The sequence below is a fragment of the Flavonifractor plautii ATCC 29863 genome, assembly GCF_000239295.1.
In the GTDB taxonomy this organism is placed as follows: Bacteria; Bacillota; Clostridia; order Oscillospirales; family Oscillospiraceae; genus Flavonifractor; species Flavonifractor plautii.
Genome location: NZ_JH417687.1, coordinates 1 through 16,083, shown reverse-complemented (window position 1 = coordinate 16,083; position 16,083 = coordinate 1). Strand labels below are relative to the sequence as shown.

Genomic DNA, 16,083 nt, shown 5'->3' with positions numbered 1-16,083 from the left:
CCGGAGCGCTGTGCTCCGGGCGGCCGTATCTGCAAGTAAGCCTGTAAGCCGGGTTCTGTCCTTTAAGACAGCCATCTATCTCGACGCACCGTTGCCAGTACGCTCCAGCCGCCTCCCCGGGACGGTCGGGCCGACCATATGTCCCTCCACGGCGTTGCTCCGGATAGAGTTTACAGCGACGGACGCTTGGCACGCCGTCGGGTGAGCTCTTACCTCACCTTTCCACCTTGACCGGCCAGAGGCCGGCAGACTATTTCTGTTGCACTTTTCCTAGGGTCGCCCCCGGCGGGTGTTACCCGTTATCCTTGCCCTGCGGAGCCCGGACTTTCCTCACAGACAGGCCTTTCGCCCCGTCCGCGCGGCTGTCCAGCTTGCTTGCGAAGGACATTGTACCGTATTGTGGGCCGCTTGTCAAATGGGAATCGCACTCCTCCAGCGAAAACAGGGCCTTTTCATAGTCCTGGACATAATACCGCAGGTGCTTCCGCCCTCTGGAGAGCACGGTATGTCCCTCAGCTTCCAGAAGCGCCTTCTGAGCCTCCACGCCCCCCGGATACTTTTCATTCAGCTCTCCGCCGGTTTTCAGCGTCCGCCAGTAAGGGATCTTGTCTTCGGCGCGCTGATGGCTGGCCCAGGCGGCGATGGACACAAAAAGCCCGGCCGTCAGGGGTTCGGTAAAGTCGGCGCCGCTCCGCCGGGCGAGATAGCTCCGGATGTCGCCAACAGTCAGGAGCTTCCCGAAGGGCACTCTCCGCATCGCGCGGTCGTAATCGATGGGCGGGACAAAGTACATGCGGTCGCCTCCATAGGCTGCAATCGCCTTTGGATCGGTAATTATCTGTATCTTCGGCATGTCCCTGCGGGCGTTCAGCATGGCGTTGAAGTCTTTTCGTGCCTCATTTGACAAGAAAATCCCTCCAGTCCGACTTTTTTCCCACATTTTATCAAAATGGCCGGGGCAAGTCAATCTCGCCCGAGGAAACGCCCTCCTTTCGATTGAAATTTTCTCCTCAATGGGATATAATATTTTAGTTATAGACGAAACAAAAAGGGAGGAACGAGCCATGGGTTCCACCATACAGGAGTATTTGGCGTCCCTGCGGGGCAAGCGGGTGGCGGTGCTGGGCATCGGCGTGTCCAACACACCGCTCATCAAAATGCTGCTGCGGGCGGATGTTGAGGTGACCGCCTGCGACAAGAGGCAGAGGGAGGACTTCGGCGGCCAGGCGGAGAAGTTGGAGAGCCTGGGGGCCGAGCTGCGCCTGGGCCCGGACTATCTGGACGGGCTGGACCACGATGTGATCTTCCGTACCCCCGGCCTGCGTCCGGACGTGCCCCAACTGCTGGCGGCCCGGGAACGGGGGAGTACCATCACCTCGGAGATGGAGGTTTTTTTCCAGGTCTGCCCCTGCAAAACCATCGCGGTGACTGGCAGCGACGGAAAGACCACCACCACTACGATCATTGCCGAGCTGCTGAAAGCGGCGGGGCAGAGCGTCTATGTGGGAGGCAACATCGGCAAACCGCTGCTGCCCGACGTGGACGGGATGGTGCCAGAGGACGTGGCCGTGCTGGAACTGTCTTCGTTTCAGTTGATGACCATGGAGCAGAGCCCGGATATCGCGGTGGTCACCAATCTGGCCCCTAACCACCTGGACGTACACAAATCTATGGAGGAGTACATCGCCGCCAAGGAGAACATCTTCACCCACCAGGGAGCGGACGGCCTGCTGGTGCTGAACCAGGATAACGAGATTACCCGCGGCTTTGCGGTCAGTGCCCGCGGCCGCGTGACCCGGTTCAGCCGCCGGGAGGAGCTGGAGCAGGGCGTCTTCGTCAGAGACGGGGCCATCTGGGTGCGCAACGCCATGCACGAGCGCCCGGTGCTCTACCTGGAAAACATCCTCCTGCCCGGCGAGCACAACATCGAGAATTACATGGCGGCCATCGGCGCTCTGGACGGGCTGGTGCCCGACCAGGTGGTGCGGGACTTCGCCGCCAAATTTGCGGGGGTAGAGCACCGCATTGAGCTGGTGCGGACGAGGAACGGGGTGCGCTACTACAACGACTCCATCGCCTCCAGCCCCTCCCGCACCATCGCCGGTCTGCGCTCCTTCCATCAAAAGGTGGTTCTGATTGCCGGCGGTTACGACAAGCACATTCCCTTTGATGTGCTCGGCCCCGAAGTGGTGGAGCACGTCAAGGCATTGGTGCTCACCGGCGATACCGCGCCCAAGCTGCGCCAGGCGGTGGAGCGGGCACCCGGTTACGATCCGGCGGCCTTGCCCATTGTGGAATACAAGGATTTTGAGGCGGCGGTGCTGGCCGCCTGCGGGCTGGCCCAGCCGGGGGACGTGGTGCTCCTGTCGCCCGCTTGCGCCTCCTTCGACCGCTTCAAGAATTTTATGGAGCGGGGCGCAGCTTTTAAGAGGATTATCTACGGCCTGGAGTAAGGCTGCGGACGCCGGAGGACACGGCCTCCGGCGCCCTGCTTCGGTATCCGTGGAAAGGAGTGAACCCAATTTGGATATGAGACAAGCCCTGGAGCGGCTGTGCGCCTGCACCGCGCCCTCCGGCTTTGAAGCCCCTGCGGCAGCGGTAGCGGCGGAGCTGCTCCGGCCGCTGGTGGACGAGGTGTCCGTGGACCGCATGGGCAATGTGCTGGGGGTGCGCCGCTGCGGGAAGGAGGGAGCGCCCCGGCTCCTGCTGGACGCCCATCTGGATGAGATCGGCCTGCTGGTCACCGGCGTGGAGGACGGCTTCCTGCGCTTCCGCAGCATCGGCGGCGTGGATCCCAGGATGCTGCCCGGCCGGGAGCTGGTGGTGCTGACCGACCCGCCCCGGCGGGGCATCGTGACCTGTCCGGCTGGGGGGGAAGCGGACAAGAGCATACCCCTGTCCGAGCTGTTCGTGGACGTGGGCCTGTCCCAGACGGAGGCGGAGCGGGCCGTACCGGTGGGGACGCCCATGGTCTATCGGGGCGGTTGCTTTGCCTTGGGAGAGGATCAGATGTGCGGCAAGTCCATGGACGACCGCTCCTGCTTCGTCACCCTGCTGCGGGCGGCGGAGCTGCTGCGGGACAGGGAGCTGGACGTAGACCTCTATCTCCTGGGCTCCACACGGGAGGAGGTTTCCGGGGCGGGCGCCACGGTAGGCACCTGGGCGGTTCAGCCCGACTTCTGCGTGGCGGTGGACGTGACCCACGGCAAAACCCCCGACGGCCCGGCGGACAAGGCCTTCGCCATTGGCGGAGGTCCCGCCATCGGCGTGGGCCCCAACATGACCCGCTGGATGACCAACCGGATGCTCGCCAAGGCGAAGGAGAGGCAGATTCCCTACCAACTGGAGGTCATGTCCGGCCACACCGGCACCAACGGCTGGGAGATGCAGATCAGCCGGGAAGGGGTAGCCACCTCGGTGCTGTCCCTACCGCTGAAGTATATGCATTCCCCCATTGAGGTGCTCTCCCTGGCGGACATGGAACAGGTGGCGGCCCTGCTGGTCGCCTTCACGGAGGGACTGGGAAAGGAGGCGGCACGGCGATGAGAGAACTGCTGGAGCGCCTGTGTGCGCTTAACGCCGTGTCCAGCTGGGAGGACGAGGTGCGCGCCTTCCTCCTGGCGGAGGTGGAGCCACACGCAGACAGGCTGCGGGTGGACGCTCTGGGCAACCTGATTGCCTGGAAAAAGGGCCGGAAACATACCGGCAGCAAGCTTCTCCTCACCGCCCACATGGACGAGGTTGGGCTCATGATCCGCCAGATCACCGACGACGGCTATCTGAAATTCGACACTGTGGGCGCCATCGACCGCCGGGTGCTCCTGGGCAAGCCAGTGCTGGTAGGGCCCAAGCGGGTGCCGGGGGTGGTGGGACTCAAGGCCTACCATCTGGTCAGCCGGGAGGAGGAGAAGTCCGTCCCCAAGCTGGACGAGTTCTATATCGACATCGGAGCCAGGGACCGGGCCGGGGCGGAGGCGCAGGTCGCTCTGGGAGATACGGCGGCCTTTGACAGTGACGCCGGAGACTTCGGGGCGGGCCTGTTCCAGGGAAAGGCGCTGGGGAGCCGGTTGGGCTGCGCCGTGCTGCTCACCCTCCTGCGGGATGAACTGCCCATGGACTGTACCTTTGTCTTTACCGCCCAGAAGGAGGTGGGGGCCCGCGGGGCCTTCGGCGCGGCCTTCTCCGTCACCCCGGAGGTGGCGCTGGTGGTGGACGGCGCGGATGCTGCGGATCTGGCCGGAGTGCCCGCCCACAAGCAGGGATGCAGCTTGGGCGGCGGTGTGGTGCTGCCCTATATGGATCAGGGCGCTATTGCAGACCGGGGGCTCTTTGAGGCGTTGCGCTTCCTGGCGGAGGCCGGCGGCATCCCCTGGCAGACCATGCGCTCGGTGGCCGGACGCACCGATACGGCCGCCATCCAGCGGACCAAAGAGGGGGTACGGACGGCGGCGGTGTCCATCCCCGTGCGCTACCCCCGCACCCCGTCCGGCGTGACCTGCCTGCGGGACGCGGAGGCGGCCCTGGCCCTGATCCGGGCCTTTGTTGGACATTTGGCAGAAAAGGAGTGAACCGACATGGAACTGATTGAGATTTTGCAGGCCCTGAACGCCTGCCACGGCCCCTCCGGAAGTGAGGGGGCTGTCGCCGGGGTGCTCCGCACCCTGGCCGCCCCCTACGTGGATTCCTGTACCACAGACGCCCTGGGCAACCTGATCTGCCATAAAAAGGGGAGTGGGCCCAAGGTCCTGTTTGCCGCCCATATGGACTCCATCGGTCTAATGGTCACCTATATTGACGAGAAGGGCTTCCTCCGCTTCGGCCCGGTGGGCGGGCTCTCCGCCCACGAGGTGCTGGGCACCCCCGTCCGCTTCGCCAACGGTACCCGCGGCGTGTTGGCCCTGGAGGGCAAGGTGGAGCCCAAGGACATGAAGCTGGAGCACCTGTACCTGGACATTGGGGCCCGAAACGAGGCGGAGGCAAAGGCCATGGTACAGGTGGGGGACATTGCGGTCTATGACACCCACGCCTTCTGCTCCGGAGGGCGCATCTTCTCTCCCTATCTGGACGACCGGATCGCCTGCGCGGTGCTGCTGATGGCGATGGAGCGCCTGAAGAACACGGAAAATGACCTGTACTTCGTCTTTACGGTACAGGAGGAGGTGGGACTCCGCGGAGCCCGCACCGCCGCTTACGGGGTGGCGCCGGACTACGGCATTGCCGTGGACGTGACGGACTCAGACGACATCCCTTCGGCCCCCCATGCGTGCAGCAGTGTGGCCGGAAAGGGGGCCGCCATCAAGGTGATGGACAGTTCGGTGATCTGCCACCCTTCTGTGGTGGCCAAGCTGGAGAAACTTGCACTGACAGGTAACATCCCTTGTCAGAAGGATATCCTGCGCTTTGGAGGCACCGACGCCGGGGCCATCCACCAGAGCCGGGCCGGGGTGTATACCGGCGGCATCTCCATTCCCACCCGCTATGTCCACACGCCGCTGGAGGTGGCGGATCTGGGAGACGTGGAGGCCTGCGCAGCCCTGGTGGCAGCCTTCGCCCAGGCGAAGCTGACCTGCTGAGTCCTCAAATACAGAAAGAACGGAATGTGTAAAAAGAAATGCCTTTACAGATTAGTGAAAAAGTAATGGCCCTGGCAGCCCAGGCGCAGGCCGGGCTGCGGGACCAATTCGACCGCATTGATTCCATCGCGGAGGAGAATACCCGCAAGGTCCTGGCCGCTTTTCAGAAGCACCGGGTGGCGGAGGCCTATTTTGCCGGAACCACCGGCTACGGCTATGACGATCTCGGCCGGGACAAGCTGGATGAGATCTTCGCGGAGCTGTTCGGCACCGAAGATGCCCTGGTGCGGGTGCAGTTCGTCAACGGCACCCATGCCATCTCCTGTGCCCTCTTTGGCGCGTTGAAGCCCGGCGACATTCTGGTGTCCGCCGTGGGCGCCCCCTACGACACTATGCTGGGGGTGATCGGCGTGGTGGACAAGGGCCCCGGTTCCCTGAAAAGTTACGGAATCGAATATCGGCAAGTAGATTTGCTTGACGATGCGCCGGACCCGGAGGGACTGGCCTGGGCGGTGCGGGACCCCCGCGTCAAGGCGGTGCTGATCCAACGCTCCAAGGGCTATTCCACCCGTTCCTCTCTCTCTGTGGCGGAGATCGGGGCGCTGTGCCAGGTGGTGCGGGCCAACAACCCGGAGGCCGCCATTCTGGTGGACAACTGCTACGGCGAGTTTGTGGAGACATTGGAGCCCACCCAGGCCGGGGCCGACTTGGTGGTGGGTTCCCTGATCAAAAACCCCGGCGGCGGGCTGGCTCCCACTGGCGGCTATATTGCCGGACGGCGGAATTTGGTGGAGGGGGCCGCCATGCGGCTGTCCACCCCCGGTATCGGAAAGGAGTGCGGCTCCACCTTTGGGGCCAACCGCAGCCTCTATCAAGGGCTTTTCCTTGCCCCCCATACCACGGCCCAGGCAGTCAAGACGGCGGTGTTTGCCGCCCGGATGATGGAGCTGCTGGGCTACCGGACGGAGCCCACCTCCGATACGGTACGCCACGACATCATTCAGATGATTCATTTTGGCGCGCCGGAGCCCCTCAAAAAATTCTGCAAAGGCATCCAGTTCGGCGCTCCGGTGGACTCCTTCGTGACACCGGAGCCCTGGGACATGCCGGGTTATGACTGCCCGGTGATCATGGCCGCCGGGGCCTTTATTCAAGGCGCGTCCATCGAACTGTCCTGCGACGCCCCCATGCGTGAGCCCTATACGGCCTATCTCCAGGGCGGCCTGACCTATGAGAGCGGCAAGGCCGGTGTCCTGCTGGCAGTGGAAGAGTTGCTGCGGGGCGAATAGGGCAAGCCGGTCCGCGCATAGGCTGATCCGGGAGGTGAGGCCCGTGCGCAGACCGATACGCCCCTGGCTGAGGGTGCCTCGCCGGCGGCGGCCCGCCGCTGCGCGGCCAAAAGGTGGGATTCTGCTCCCCGTGCTGATCGGGATCGGTCTGGCGGTGGCGGTCATTGTTTTGATCGACGCCGCACTCCGGCCCACAGTTACAGAGCTGGCAAAGGCCAAGGTAAAAAATGCCGTAACCAGCATCATAAACGACGCAGTCAATGAGACTCTGTCCAGCGAAGCCATATCCTACGGCGATCTGGTGACGTTGGAGAAGGACACCGCCGGACAGGTGACAGTGCTGGCCGCCAATACAGCCCAGTTGAACACACTTCGCACGGAGATCTTGGGCCGGATATTGGAGCAGGTGGAACAGCTTGACAGTCAGGAGCTGGGGATCCCTCTGGGAAACCTGACCGGCTTTGCCACCGCGTCGGACTTGGGTCCGGTACTGCCGGTACGGGTGTTGACTGCGGCCACACCGACCGCTGCATTTGAACATGTATTTACCTCATCCGGGATCAACCAGACCCTTCATCAGGTCATGCTGAATGTTCAGGTAGAGTGTACCCTGCTGATCCCCGGCGGCACGGTGGACACGGTCGTGGAGGCACAAGTGTGTGCGGCTGAGACGCTGCTGGTGGGGCAGGTGCCAGATACCTATCTGGAGTTGCCCGGAGGTTTGTAAGAAATCCGTAAGGAATTTGTAACGAAACTGGCATTCCCTCTGTGGTAGAATCGGGACGATACCAGTAGGAGGGAGCCAAAATGGATACACTGCTGTGGTACTTGGCGGTCTCCTGGGACTATGTGGCCCAGATGCTGCCCTGCATGCTGCTGGCCGCCCTTGTATCTTTTCTTCTGCGGCCCTGGCGGAAAAAACGCTTAGCCCGGCAGGGCATGGCCAGTGGGAGACTCCGCGAGGCCGCACTGCTGTTCTTTGTGATGTTCTGTGCCGGATTGGCCGCGCTGACTGTCTTTCCCGCTTATTTCTGGACGGCGTACCACTGGCAGGAAGCGCTGGCCGGGCATGAGGTATTTTTTCCGCTGACTCCGCTCTCTGAGTCGATACAGGAGATTCAGTGGACCCCTATGGTCCTTCAAAATCTGCGGGAAGGCGGCTGGGCGGGATACATGGCCATCGCCAATCTGCTTATCTTTTGTCCGGTGGGCTTTTTTCCAGCGCTACTGTGGCGGGGAAATCGCTGTATGCTGGGACTTCTGACTGGCTTTTGTACTTCCTTCTGCGTGGAGTTCCTACAGCTGTTTGTGGGGCGGGCCACTGACATCGATGATTTGATTCTTAATACCTTGGGAGGATGTTTGGGCGGGCTTTTGTGCCTGATTTTCGCCCATTTAGCCCCCAAATTCACCCGACGATTCCAAGTGGAGGTCCGATATGGACGAGAAACAGGAGATACAGAGCCTGCGCCGGGAGCTGGAGCAGGCGAACTATGAATACTATGTGCTGGACAACCCCAGCATGTCCGACTACGATTTTGACCACAAACTCCGCCGCCTGGAGGAGCTGGAGGCGGCCCACCCGGAGCTGGTTACCCCCGATTCTCCCACTCAGCGGGTGGGGGGCAAGGTGGCCGACGGCTTCCAGGAGGTGCGCCACCGGATACCGCTGGAGAGCCTTCAGGACGTGTTCTCCGTGGAGGAGCTGGAGGAGTTCGATCAGCGGATGCAGGAGGCTCTGCCGGAGGGCGTTGAATACGACGTGGAGCCCAAGGTGGACGGCCTATCTGTGGCGCTGGAGTATGAAAACGGCCTCTTTGTGCGCGGCGCCACCCGCGGCGATGGCCAGGTGGGAGAGGATGTGACAGAGAATCTGAGGACCATCCCTTCCATCCCTCTGCGCCTGCCGGAGGCCCTGCCCGCCCTGATTGTGCGGGGCGAGGTGTTTATGCCCAAAAAGAGCTTTGAACGGCTCAACGAGGAGCGGGAACTGAGAGGGGAGAGCCTGTTCGCCAATCCTAGGAATGCCGCGGCCGGCTCCCTGCGGCAGCTAGACCCTAAAATCGCGGCCTCCCGAGGGCTGGATATCCGGGTTTTTAACATCCAGTGGGCAGAGGGAAAGACCTTTCAGACCCATTCAGAAACCCTGGAATACCTGCGGGGACAGCACTTTAAAGTAATTCCACATGACACCTGCAAGACGATCGCCGAGGCGGCGGAGCGTATCCAGGCCATGGGGGAGGGCAGAGAGGCTTACCCCTTTGACATTGATGGCGCGGTTGTAAAGGTAAATAGCCTTGCAGAACGTGAAACCCTGGGCAGCACGGCGAAATTTCCCCGCTGGGCGGCGGCCTACAAATATCCGCCGGAACAGAAGCCGTCCCGGGTGGTGGACATTGTGGTTCAAGTGGGGCGTACCGGCGTGCTGACGCCGAAGGCCGTAGTGGAGCCGGTGCGTCTGGCCGGCACTACCGTCACAAGCGCCACCCTTCACAATCAGGATTTCATCACGGAAAAGGACATCCGCATCGGAGATACTGTGCTGGTACAGAAGGCGGGAGAGATCATTCCGGAGATTGTGGAGGTGCTGAAGGAGAAACGCCCGGAGGGGACGCAGCCCTACCACCTGCCGGAGCAGTGCCCGGTGTGCGGCGCGCCAGTAGCCCGCGACGAGGATGGGGCCCACATCCGCTGCACCGGCGCAGAGTGCCCTGCCCAGCGCCTGCGCCATTTGGTCCACTTCGCCAGTCGGGACGCCATGGACATCGAGGGCTTGGGCCCCGCGGTGGTGGAGAATCTGGTGGGCGCCGGTCTGGTCAAGGGGCCCGGCGACCTGTACCACCTCAATGCGGAGGATGTGGCCCAGTTAGAGCGCATGGGCAAAAAGAGCGCGGAAAACCTCGTTGCAGCCATTGAACGGTCCAAGGGCAATGACCTGTCCCGGCTGCTGTTTGCCTTCGGCATCCGCCAGGTGGGGCAGAAGGCGGGGAAGGTGCTGGCCGCCCGCTTTGGCACACTGGATGCGCTGATGGCGGCCTCGGAAGAGGAACTGACTGCGGTACCCGACATCGGCGGAATCACGGCCCGAAGCCTGCTCCAGTGGTTCCAGAGCCCCCAGAGCATTCACCTCATTGACACGCTGCGGGAAGCAGGGGTGAATCTGGAAAGCCATGAGGAGCCGGTGGGCGACCAACTGGCGGGGAAGATCTTTGTGTTGACAGGTACGCTGGAGCGATTTACCCGGGACGAGGCCGGAGCGATGATCGAGGCTCAGGGCGGCAAAGTGTCCGGATCTGTTTCCAAGAAGACCTCCTATGTGGTGGCCGGAGAGGCGGCGGGCTCCAAGCTGCGCAAGGCCCAGGAGCTGGGCATCCCGGTGCTCACCGAGGAGGAATTCCTTACCATGCTTGGCAGCAGGCCCGATTCGGATCAATTATAAAAAGGGGCACCGGTCCTCAAGGAGAGCCGGTGCCCTTTTTGTGTTCTGCTGCATAGGATGCGTGGAAAGGGGAGAGCGCTATGCTGGAACGGATACCCTATGACCGCCGTGCCGCTGTGGCCTATGCCCATCAGTGGGCCTACGGACGAAATCCGGATTTCTATGACTACGAGGAGATCGGCGGCGACTGTACCAATTTTGCCTCCCAGTGCCTGTACGCCGGAACGGGTGTGATGAACTTCGACCCAATCTATGGCTGGTTTTACCGGGATCCCAACGACAAGGCCCCGGCCTGGACCGGTGTGGAGTATTTTTTTGACTTTATCACCCGTCAGACGCCGAGCCCGGGACCCTTTGGGATTTCTACCACGCTGAGTGAGCTGGAACCGGGAGACTTTGTCCAGTTCCGCTTCAATAAGGATGTATTTGGACATACTCCGGTGGTGGTGGAGATCGGGCGTCCAGCCACTTTGCAGAACACCCTGATTGCCGCCCACTCCTATGACGCCGACTGGCGGCCGCTGAGCACCTATTATTTTCAGGAGATCCGCTTCCTACACATACAGGGCGCCTACCGGGAACTCGGTGAGGAACCGCTTCTTCCCAGCATGTAAAAACCGCTCCCCTGTCCACCTTTGGACAGGGGAGTTTTTCAGGCGTGTTTGAAAAAGTACAGGTTTTTGAACAACCGGAATCCGGGAAATTTCGCCCTCTATTTTATCATATTTCCTGGAAAAAGCAATGAAAAATGACATTTATAAACCTGTACTATTTCAAACCGCTATGAGGAAGCATAACCGTGCAGAAGGGGGTGTGGTCGGAATGGGACAAAAAGACCTGCGCTTGAACCGCACCGCGTGCCTCATGCAGAGGCTGATGCTGGCTGCCTTTTTTGCGCTGGCAGTCTCGGCGCTGGCAGTTGGCATATCTCAGGGGGAACGGTATCTCCAGGCATTTACCCTGGCGCTGCTGGGGCTTTTTCTGTATACTGCCTTGTGTGTACCTGCCGCGAAACGATTGGAACATTTGGGGCCGTTGCGGCTTTGGCTGCTTCTCACCATACTTTGCACCGCAATCAAAGTATTTTGGATCTGGAGGGTACGGGTTCCCCTGGCGGGAGATTACTCGGTCTTTTGGGGATATGCCAATGCGCTTGCGGAGCGCACAACGGTATACGGCGGGCGGTATATGGCCCTGTTTCCCCATATTTTCGGATATGCCGATTTTCTGAGCTGGTTTATTCGCCTGTCGGGGCCACAGCCCATGCTTGCTCCGGTGCTCAATGTACTGCTGACGGTCTGCTCCGGCAGTTTTTTGTATCATCTGTGCCTGCGCTGGTTCCACTTGCCGGCCGCTACGCTGGCCTATCTGCTCTGGACTCTGTGTCCATCTCAGACCATCTATAACAGCCTTGTGCTATCGGAACCTCTCTATACTGCCCTTATTCTCGGTGTGCTGTCCTTTTTGACGGAGACGGAGCGGTCTGCCGCCCTAAAGGGGTATCCGCTTTGGATGGGGGTTCTCTCCGGCACGGCGGGCGGCGTTCTTCTGCGATGGGTCAACGGGGTGCGTCCCATTGCGGCCATACTGCTGATCGCGCTCCTTCTGTGGCTCTCTCTGTTGAACCTGAACCGGCTGGCTGCCCGGAACTGGAGAAGATGGTGGGGGCTCTGCATGGCCGGTGTGCTGGGGGCATATGTCCTTCTGGGGCCGGTCTGGAATGCCCGGCTCTCGGTACGGATAGGGGAGGAGCCATCCCATACGCCGGGGTACAGCCTATTGGTTGGCTTCAATCCCAACTCCGGAGGACGCTGGAATCAGGAGGACAGCGACCGCCTGTATGGATACAGCGACCAGCCTGGGGCAACGGCTCAATGGACACAGGAACAGCTTCTGACCGATGCAGAGGCCCGAATTTTATCTGGAGAAATTGACTTTTCAAAGCTCCTAAAGCAAAAACTGCGCACGTTTCTGGGATCAGACGATGCCTGCGTGGGATATTCGGCCTCGGTTCTGCGGCATACGGAGTTTTTCTCCCTGCTCTGTAATGGCTTCTATTATGCGGCATTTCTCCTGGCAACCGGGGGTGCTGTCCAGGTGTGGCGGAGTAGAGAGAGAGGATTGCTATTGCTGGCACCACTCTATATCTTAGGGCTGACCCTGGCACAGATGCTGGTCGAGGTGGCGGGGCGCTACCACTACTCGATGATACCCATGCTTTTACTGCTTGGACAGGGGACATGGAAGAGGACAGGTGAGGAATAGAAATAGGAGGCCGCTCTCAAAGAGAGCGGCCTCCTATTTCTATTTTCCAGGGGGAATGGGGATGGATTTCTTTTTCATTCGTCCCAGCGGGTTTGCCTTCGCCGCCGAGCGCAGATTTTCGTTGTCCACATGAGTATAGATCTGGGTTGTGTTCAGGTTTTCGTGTCCCAACACCTCCTGAAGCGTGCGCACATCCACCCCGTTCTGCAGCATAAGAGTGGCCGCGGTGTGCCGCAGCTTATGGCTGGAATAGAGAGAGGCATCCAACCCGGCTTTTTTGAGGCGCTGTTTGACCATATAGTGCACCGCATCCTTGGTCATACGGGTATGGGTGCGGGTCAGGAACAGGGCGTTCGGGTCGGCCGCAGCCTGACGGCTGCGCTCCTCCAGCCAGTCATCCAGCGCCGCGCGGCAGGCCTCGTTGAGGAAGATCATGCGCTCCTTGTTGCCCTTGCCCAGAACACGGAGCTGTTCCTCTCGAACATCTGTCGTGTTAAGGGAGACTAACTCTGAAATTCGCAACCCGCAGTTGAGAAACAGCGTCAAAATGCAGTAGTCCCGCGCCTGATTGGGCTCGTCCACGGCCTCCAGAAGCTGGATGCTCTCATCCAGGCTGAGGTAGCGGGGCAGCGATTTTTTCAGCCGGGGGGAATCCAGGTCCTGCATGGGATTTTCGCTGATTAATTTTGCCTTGCTGGTGAGATACTTATAGAACGAGCGGATGGCGGCGATTTTTCGGGCCCGGGCGGTGGCCTCCAAACCATAGCCGGTGGAGGGGCTGTTGGCGTGCTTGGCCCGGTCACGGCTCAGGTAATTCATGTAGGAGTAGACATCGCTCAGCGTGACAGACCTGGCCAGGTCCAGATCCACGTCGTCAATCGGAATTTCATCCAGCTCGGCGGTACGTGGTGCTTTGCCTTTTTCGATTTTCACATAGCGGAAGAAGTTGCGCAGATCCAGGTAGTATTCATCCACCGTTTTTCTGGAGTGACCCTGAATGGTCTCATGATACACCAGAAAGTCCCGCAGAACCGGCGGAGCAGTCAGACGGTAGTCATTTGTATTCAAATCCTCCCTCCAACTCAACAAAATTTTTATTTTGTTGAGTTGGAGGTATACCCCCCTCTCGAAGAACTCCCCCCAGTTTACCACGCCTGTGGTAGCTGGTCAAGCGGGCCGTTTGCGGCGCTTGGCCTGCTTGAGCTTGGCGTCGAGAAGCTTGTCAGCCATGGCGTAGATAAGGGTGGTTTCGATCGAGCTGTGGTTCAGGGCCCGCTGGACGCGCTGGATGTCGCCGTAGCGCTCCAGGAGTTCGACGGCGTAGACCTTGCGGAGGCTGTGCGGCGCGACGTTCTGCGGGAGCCGGAACGCCCTGGCGGCGCGCTTCACGTCGGCCCAGACGGCCTGCCGGGTCTTGTGGGTGCCCGGGCGCTTGCCCGGGAACGCCCATTCGGGCCCGGCCTGGGCCCGGATGGCGGCCAGGAGCGAGGCCGTGAGGCCCACCCTCCGGCGCTTCTTCGTCTTGGCTTCGGTGACCATCATTTGGAGCCCAATATCTTGTGTCCGAAGGGATACGACATCCCCCACCCGCAGTCCGGTGTGTAAACAGACCCGGGCGATAAGCCTGTTTTGCGGCATGAGTGCGGCCAGGACGTGCCCCACCTCCCGGTGCAGTAGGTAATCTGTTTTCACAATGTAAAATCAACCCCCTATGATTGTGCGGGGGTAAAGGCCCCCCGCCTGCCCCCGGAGGCCCGCCGGAGCGGGCCCCCGGGGGCCCATTGAACTTTCCTGAATCTGTAAAATGCGCCCGAAATCCAACCAAACGGTTGGATATTTCCAGAAATTAGTTCATCTGTTTGAGGGCGCTAGTTTTTTCCATCACACCCGGATACAGGCTCCTCCCTGGCGGCCCCCTGGAGGGCGGCGAAGAAGCTTGCCACGGCCTCCGGGTCGCCGTCCTGCGGGAGGCCCGCCTTGAGGATGGCCCCGAGGGCCGCGCCCTTGTCCATGAGCTCTACCCGGACTCCGCCGCCGGGCTTGACCTCCAGCTCCACCAGGGCGCGGAGATCGGCCCCCTTCAGGTTGGAGGGCTTCCCCTCCGCCACGGCTAGGGCCAGTTTGACCGCATCGTTGGGCCTGGCCTCTAGCAAGCTGTATGCCAACTCTTCCCACTTCATCCTGTAAAACTCCTTTCCTTTACAGCCAGGAGTCCAGGGCCTCCTGCTCCCACTGTTCTTCCATGGCATCGAACAGACGTTCGAGCGCCGTCTCACGGGCCGCCGCCCTGCGCTCCGCGCAGGCCTGGACGCAGGCCCAGCAGCGGCGGCTGTCGCACAGCTCCCACCAGGGGCACCTCAGATTGACCTCCAGCAACTTTTTCGACTGGTTCTCCACTGTTTTCACCCCCTTTCGCCTGGAATTGGAACTGGACGAAGCTGATACCCGCCTGGGGCAGATCGAAGCGGTAGGCCCCCGGTTCCTGCTCGGCCTGGCGGAAGTCCAGCTCGGCGTAGGTGACCTGGGGCCGCCCCAGGGCCCCGCCGGAGTAGTACCAGCGGCCCCCAATCTTCTGGGGCTCCAGGCCGTCACCATTTGGTGACGGGGCCAGCTCCTTGCCGATGTACTTGCAGACGTAGCTGACGGCCCGGTCGTACTCGCCGTACAGCTCTATGGCCGTCGTGAAGCCCCAAGACCAGCCGGGAAGGTTGTAGACGGGTTTCCCCCCGTCCTCCAGCCATTTGGCCCTCTGGCGGGCGCTCCTGGGCCTCCTGGGGGCTTTCTGGCCGGGCAGAGAGACAGTTCCGCTGTCCCTGGCCTCCAGCGCGTCGTTGAAGAAACCGTGGAAGTGAATAGCCCCGTCCTTGTGCCGCTCCGGCACCAGGACGTAAGCCAGGCCCTTCCGCCTGACCTGGTTGTCCAGCCAGTGGTTGAGGTGCCGGGTGACCTCCCGGACGTCGTAGCGGTTCACCCGGGCCGGGTCGAGGGTGAGGGTGACGAACCACCGGAAGGGGGTGCACAGGGCGATATCCCGCACCTGGGCCCGGGCGCGGCGGACGGCCCGGGCCACGTCGTGGCCGCCGTCCTTGGCCCTGGACGCCTTGACCCGGGCACCCTGGCGGGCCTCCCAGCCGGAGCCGCCAAAGATGGCCTTATCGCAGACCAGGGCCTCACAGCGACCCCCCGGATAGGATTTGACGCGGGCCGTACAGAAGATATCGGAGCCGGAAACCCCTGTGCCCGTAAGCTTTGCCATGGTTCAGCCCCTCCCCCCCTGACGGAATAATGTCCTAATATCAAGTAGGGCCTCCGGCCCCCTCCCGGTTGACGGGAGTCCGGCAGTGGCCCGGGCTGGCATGGAGCCGCCCCGGGGCCCCGGGCCCGTCGGGCCGCGTGTCGGGGGCGGCCCTCTGGGCCCCCCCGGTGCGGTCGCCCCGTCCTGCGGGCCGGGGCTTCTGCGGTGTGCTCGGCCCCGTCGGCCCCTCCGGGGGGCGCTTCGGGCCGCTCCGCCGCCCTG

General features: G+C 61.7%; 14 protein-coding genes, 1 other RNA gene and 1 pseudogene. 10 read left to right on the top strand and 6 right to left on the bottom strand.

The window, feature by feature from the left end; all coding sequences use genetic code 11:
• Nucleotides 1–28 precede the first annotated feature (28 nt).
• Together rnpB and HMPREF0372_RS05085 are read right to left on the bottom strand one after the other, a co-directional pair.
• Nucleotides 29–378: RNase P RNA component class A (gene rnpB / locus HMPREF0372_RS18655), an RNA gene on the bottom strand.
• Nucleotides 379–430: 52 nt separating this feature from the next.
• A pseudogene (locus HMPREF0372_RS05085) lies at nt 431–907 on the bottom strand (MGMT family protein); the annotation flags it as partial.
• A 157-nt stretch (nt 908–1,064) separates the two neighbouring features.
• On the opposite strand from HMPREF0372_RS05085, the gene murD reads away from it, so the two are divergent.
• From murD to HMPREF0372_RS05035, 10 genes are all read left to right on the top strand, one after another.
• The gene (murD, locus tag HMPREF0372_RS05080; RefSeq protein ID WP_039996718.1) at nt 1,065–2,453 is read left to right on the top strand and encodes a UDP-N-acetylmuramoyl-L-alanine--D-glutamate ligase; all 1,389 of its coding nucleotides are present in this window, start codon (nt 1,065–1,067) and stop codon (nt 2,451–2,453) included.
• A gap of 76 nt (nt 2,454–2,529) precedes the next feature.
• A complete protein-coding gene (locus tag HMPREF0372_RS05075; RefSeq protein WP_007489520.1) occupies nt 2,530–3,546 on the top strand; it encodes a zinc-binding metallopeptidase family protein in 1,017 nt (338 codons plus the stop codon).
• Nucleotides 3,543–4,568, top strand: a complete 1,026-nt coding sequence (locus HMPREF0372_RS05070; protein WP_007489519.1) for a M42 family metallopeptidase — start codon at nt 3,543–3,545, stop codon at nt 4,566–4,568. Before HMPREF0372_RS05075 ends, HMPREF0372_RS05070 begins: the two co-directional genes overlap by 4 nt.
• A gap of 6 nt (nt 4,569–4,574) precedes the next feature.
• Nucleotides 4,575–5,573: a M42 family metallopeptidase gene (locus HMPREF0372_RS05065; protein WP_007489517.1), complete on the top strand. Its 999-nt coding sequence runs from the start codon at nt 4,575–4,577 to the stop codon at nt 5,571–5,573.
• Nucleotides 5,574–5,611: 38 nt separating this feature from the next.
• Nucleotides 5,612–6,862, top strand: a complete 1,251-nt coding sequence (locus HMPREF0372_RS05060; RefSeq protein WP_007489515.1) for a methionine gamma-lyase family protein — start codon at nt 5,612–5,614, stop codon at nt 6,860–6,862.
• Between the two features lie 130 nt (nt 6,863–6,992).
• The gene (gene yunB / locus HMPREF0372_RS05055; protein WP_007489514.1) at nt 6,993–7,589 is read left to right on the top strand and encodes a sporulation protein YunB; all 597 of its coding nucleotides are present in this window, start codon (nt 6,993–6,995) and stop codon (nt 7,587–7,589) included.
• Between the two features lie 80 nt (nt 7,590–7,669).
• Nucleotides 7,670–8,359, top strand: a complete 690-nt coding sequence (locus HMPREF0372_RS05050; RefSeq protein WP_007489513.1) for a VanZ family protein — start codon at nt 7,670–7,672, stop codon at nt 8,357–8,359.
• Nucleotides 8,301–10,301 carry an NAD-dependent DNA ligase LigA gene (gene ligA / locus HMPREF0372_RS05045; protein WP_007489512.1) on the top strand — a complete coding sequence of 667 codons (2,001 nt, stop codon included), beginning with the start codon at nt 8,301–8,303 and terminating at the stop codon, nt 10,299–10,301. Before HMPREF0372_RS05050 ends, ligA begins: the two co-directional genes overlap by 59 nt.
• Nucleotides 10,302–10,381: 80 nt before the next feature.
• Nucleotides 10,382–10,915, top strand: a complete 534-nt coding sequence (locus tag HMPREF0372_RS05040; protein ID WP_007489511.1) for an amidase domain-containing protein — start codon at nt 10,382–10,384, stop codon at nt 10,913–10,915.
• Between the two features lie 127 nt (nt 10,916–11,042).
• Complete coding sequence (locus HMPREF0372_RS05035; RefSeq protein WP_007489510.1) at nt 11,043–12,566, top strand: hypothetical protein; 1,524 nt, start codon at nt 11,043–11,045, stop codon at nt 12,564–12,566.
• 39 nt (nt 12,567–12,605) lie between these two features.
• On the opposite strand, the gene HMPREF0372_RS05030 is transcribed toward HMPREF0372_RS05035, so the two are convergent.
• The 4 genes from HMPREF0372_RS05030 to HMPREF0372_RS05015 all read right to left on the bottom strand — a co-directional run bounded on the left by HMPREF0372_RS05030 (nt 12,606) and on the right by HMPREF0372_RS05015 (nt 15,822).
• Nucleotides 12,606–13,634, bottom strand: a complete 1,029-nt coding sequence (locus HMPREF0372_RS05030) for a tyrosine recombinase XerC (RefSeq protein WP_024724088.1) — start codon at nt 13,632–13,634, stop codon at nt 12,606–12,608.
• A gap of 99 nt (nt 13,635–13,733) precedes the next feature.
• Nucleotides 13,734–14,228, bottom strand: a complete 495-nt coding sequence (locus tag HMPREF0372_RS05025; RefSeq protein ID WP_414016156.1) for a tyrosine-type recombinase/integrase — start codon at nt 14,226–14,228, stop codon at nt 13,734–13,736.
• 206 nt (nt 14,229–14,434) lie between these two features.
• On the bottom strand, nt 14,435–14,746 hold the full coding sequence (locus HMPREF0372_RS05020) for a hypothetical protein (RefSeq protein ID WP_007489506.1): 312 nt from the start codon (nt 14,744–14,746) through the stop codon (nt 14,435–14,437).
• A gap of 92 nt (nt 14,747–14,838) precedes the next feature.
• On the bottom strand, nt 14,839–15,822 hold the full coding sequence (locus HMPREF0372_RS05015; protein ID WP_007489505.1) for a rolling circle replication-associated protein: 984 nt from the start codon (nt 15,820–15,822) through the stop codon (nt 14,839–14,841).
• Nucleotides 15,823–16,083 lie beyond the last annotated feature (261 nt).

What these genes read in the sequence shown, in the direction of transcription:
- murD (WP_039996718.1), top strand. Translation starts at nt 1,065, where the DNA reads ATGGGTTCCACCATACAGGAGTATTTGGCGTCCCTGCGGGGCAAGCGG.
- HMPREF0372_RS05075 (WP_007489520.1), top strand. Translation starts at nt 2,530, where the DNA reads ATGAGACAAGCCCTGGAGCGGCTGTGCGCCTGCACCGCGCCCTCCGGC.
- HMPREF0372_RS05070 (WP_007489519.1), top strand. Translation starts at nt 3,543, where the DNA reads ATGAGAGAACTGCTGGAGCGCCTGTGTGCGCTTAACGCCGTGTCCAGC.
- HMPREF0372_RS05065 (WP_007489517.1), top strand. Translation starts at nt 4,575, where the DNA reads ATGGAACTGATTGAGATTTTGCAGGCCCTGAACGCCTGCCACGGCCCC.
- HMPREF0372_RS05060 (WP_007489515.1), top strand. Translation starts at nt 5,612, where the DNA reads ATGCCTTTACAGATTAGTGAAAAAGTAATGGCCCTGGCAGCCCAGGCG.
- HMPREF0372_RS05050 (WP_007489513.1), top strand. Translation starts at nt 7,670, where the DNA reads ATGGATACACTGCTGTGGTACTTGGCGGTCTCCTGGGACTATGTGGCC.
- ligA (WP_007489512.1), top strand. Translation starts at nt 8,301, where the DNA reads ATGGACGAGAAACAGGAGATACAGAGCCTGCGCCGGGAGCTGGAGCAG.
- HMPREF0372_RS05040 (WP_007489511.1), top strand. Translation starts at nt 10,382, where the DNA reads ATGCTGGAACGGATACCCTATGACCGCCGTGCCGCTGTGGCCTATGCC.
- HMPREF0372_RS05035 (WP_007489510.1), top strand. Translation starts at nt 11,043, where the DNA reads ATGAAAAATGACATTTATAAACCTGTACTATTTCAAACCGCTATGAGG.
- HMPREF0372_RS05020 (WP_007489506.1), bottom strand. Translation starts at nt 14,746, where the DNA reads ATGAAGTGGGAAGAGTTGGCATACAGCTTGCTAGAGGCCAGGCCCAAC.
- HMPREF0372_RS05015 (WP_007489505.1), bottom strand. Translation starts at nt 15,822, where the DNA reads ATGGCAAAGCTTACGGGCACAGGGGTTTCCGGCTCCGATATCTTCTGT.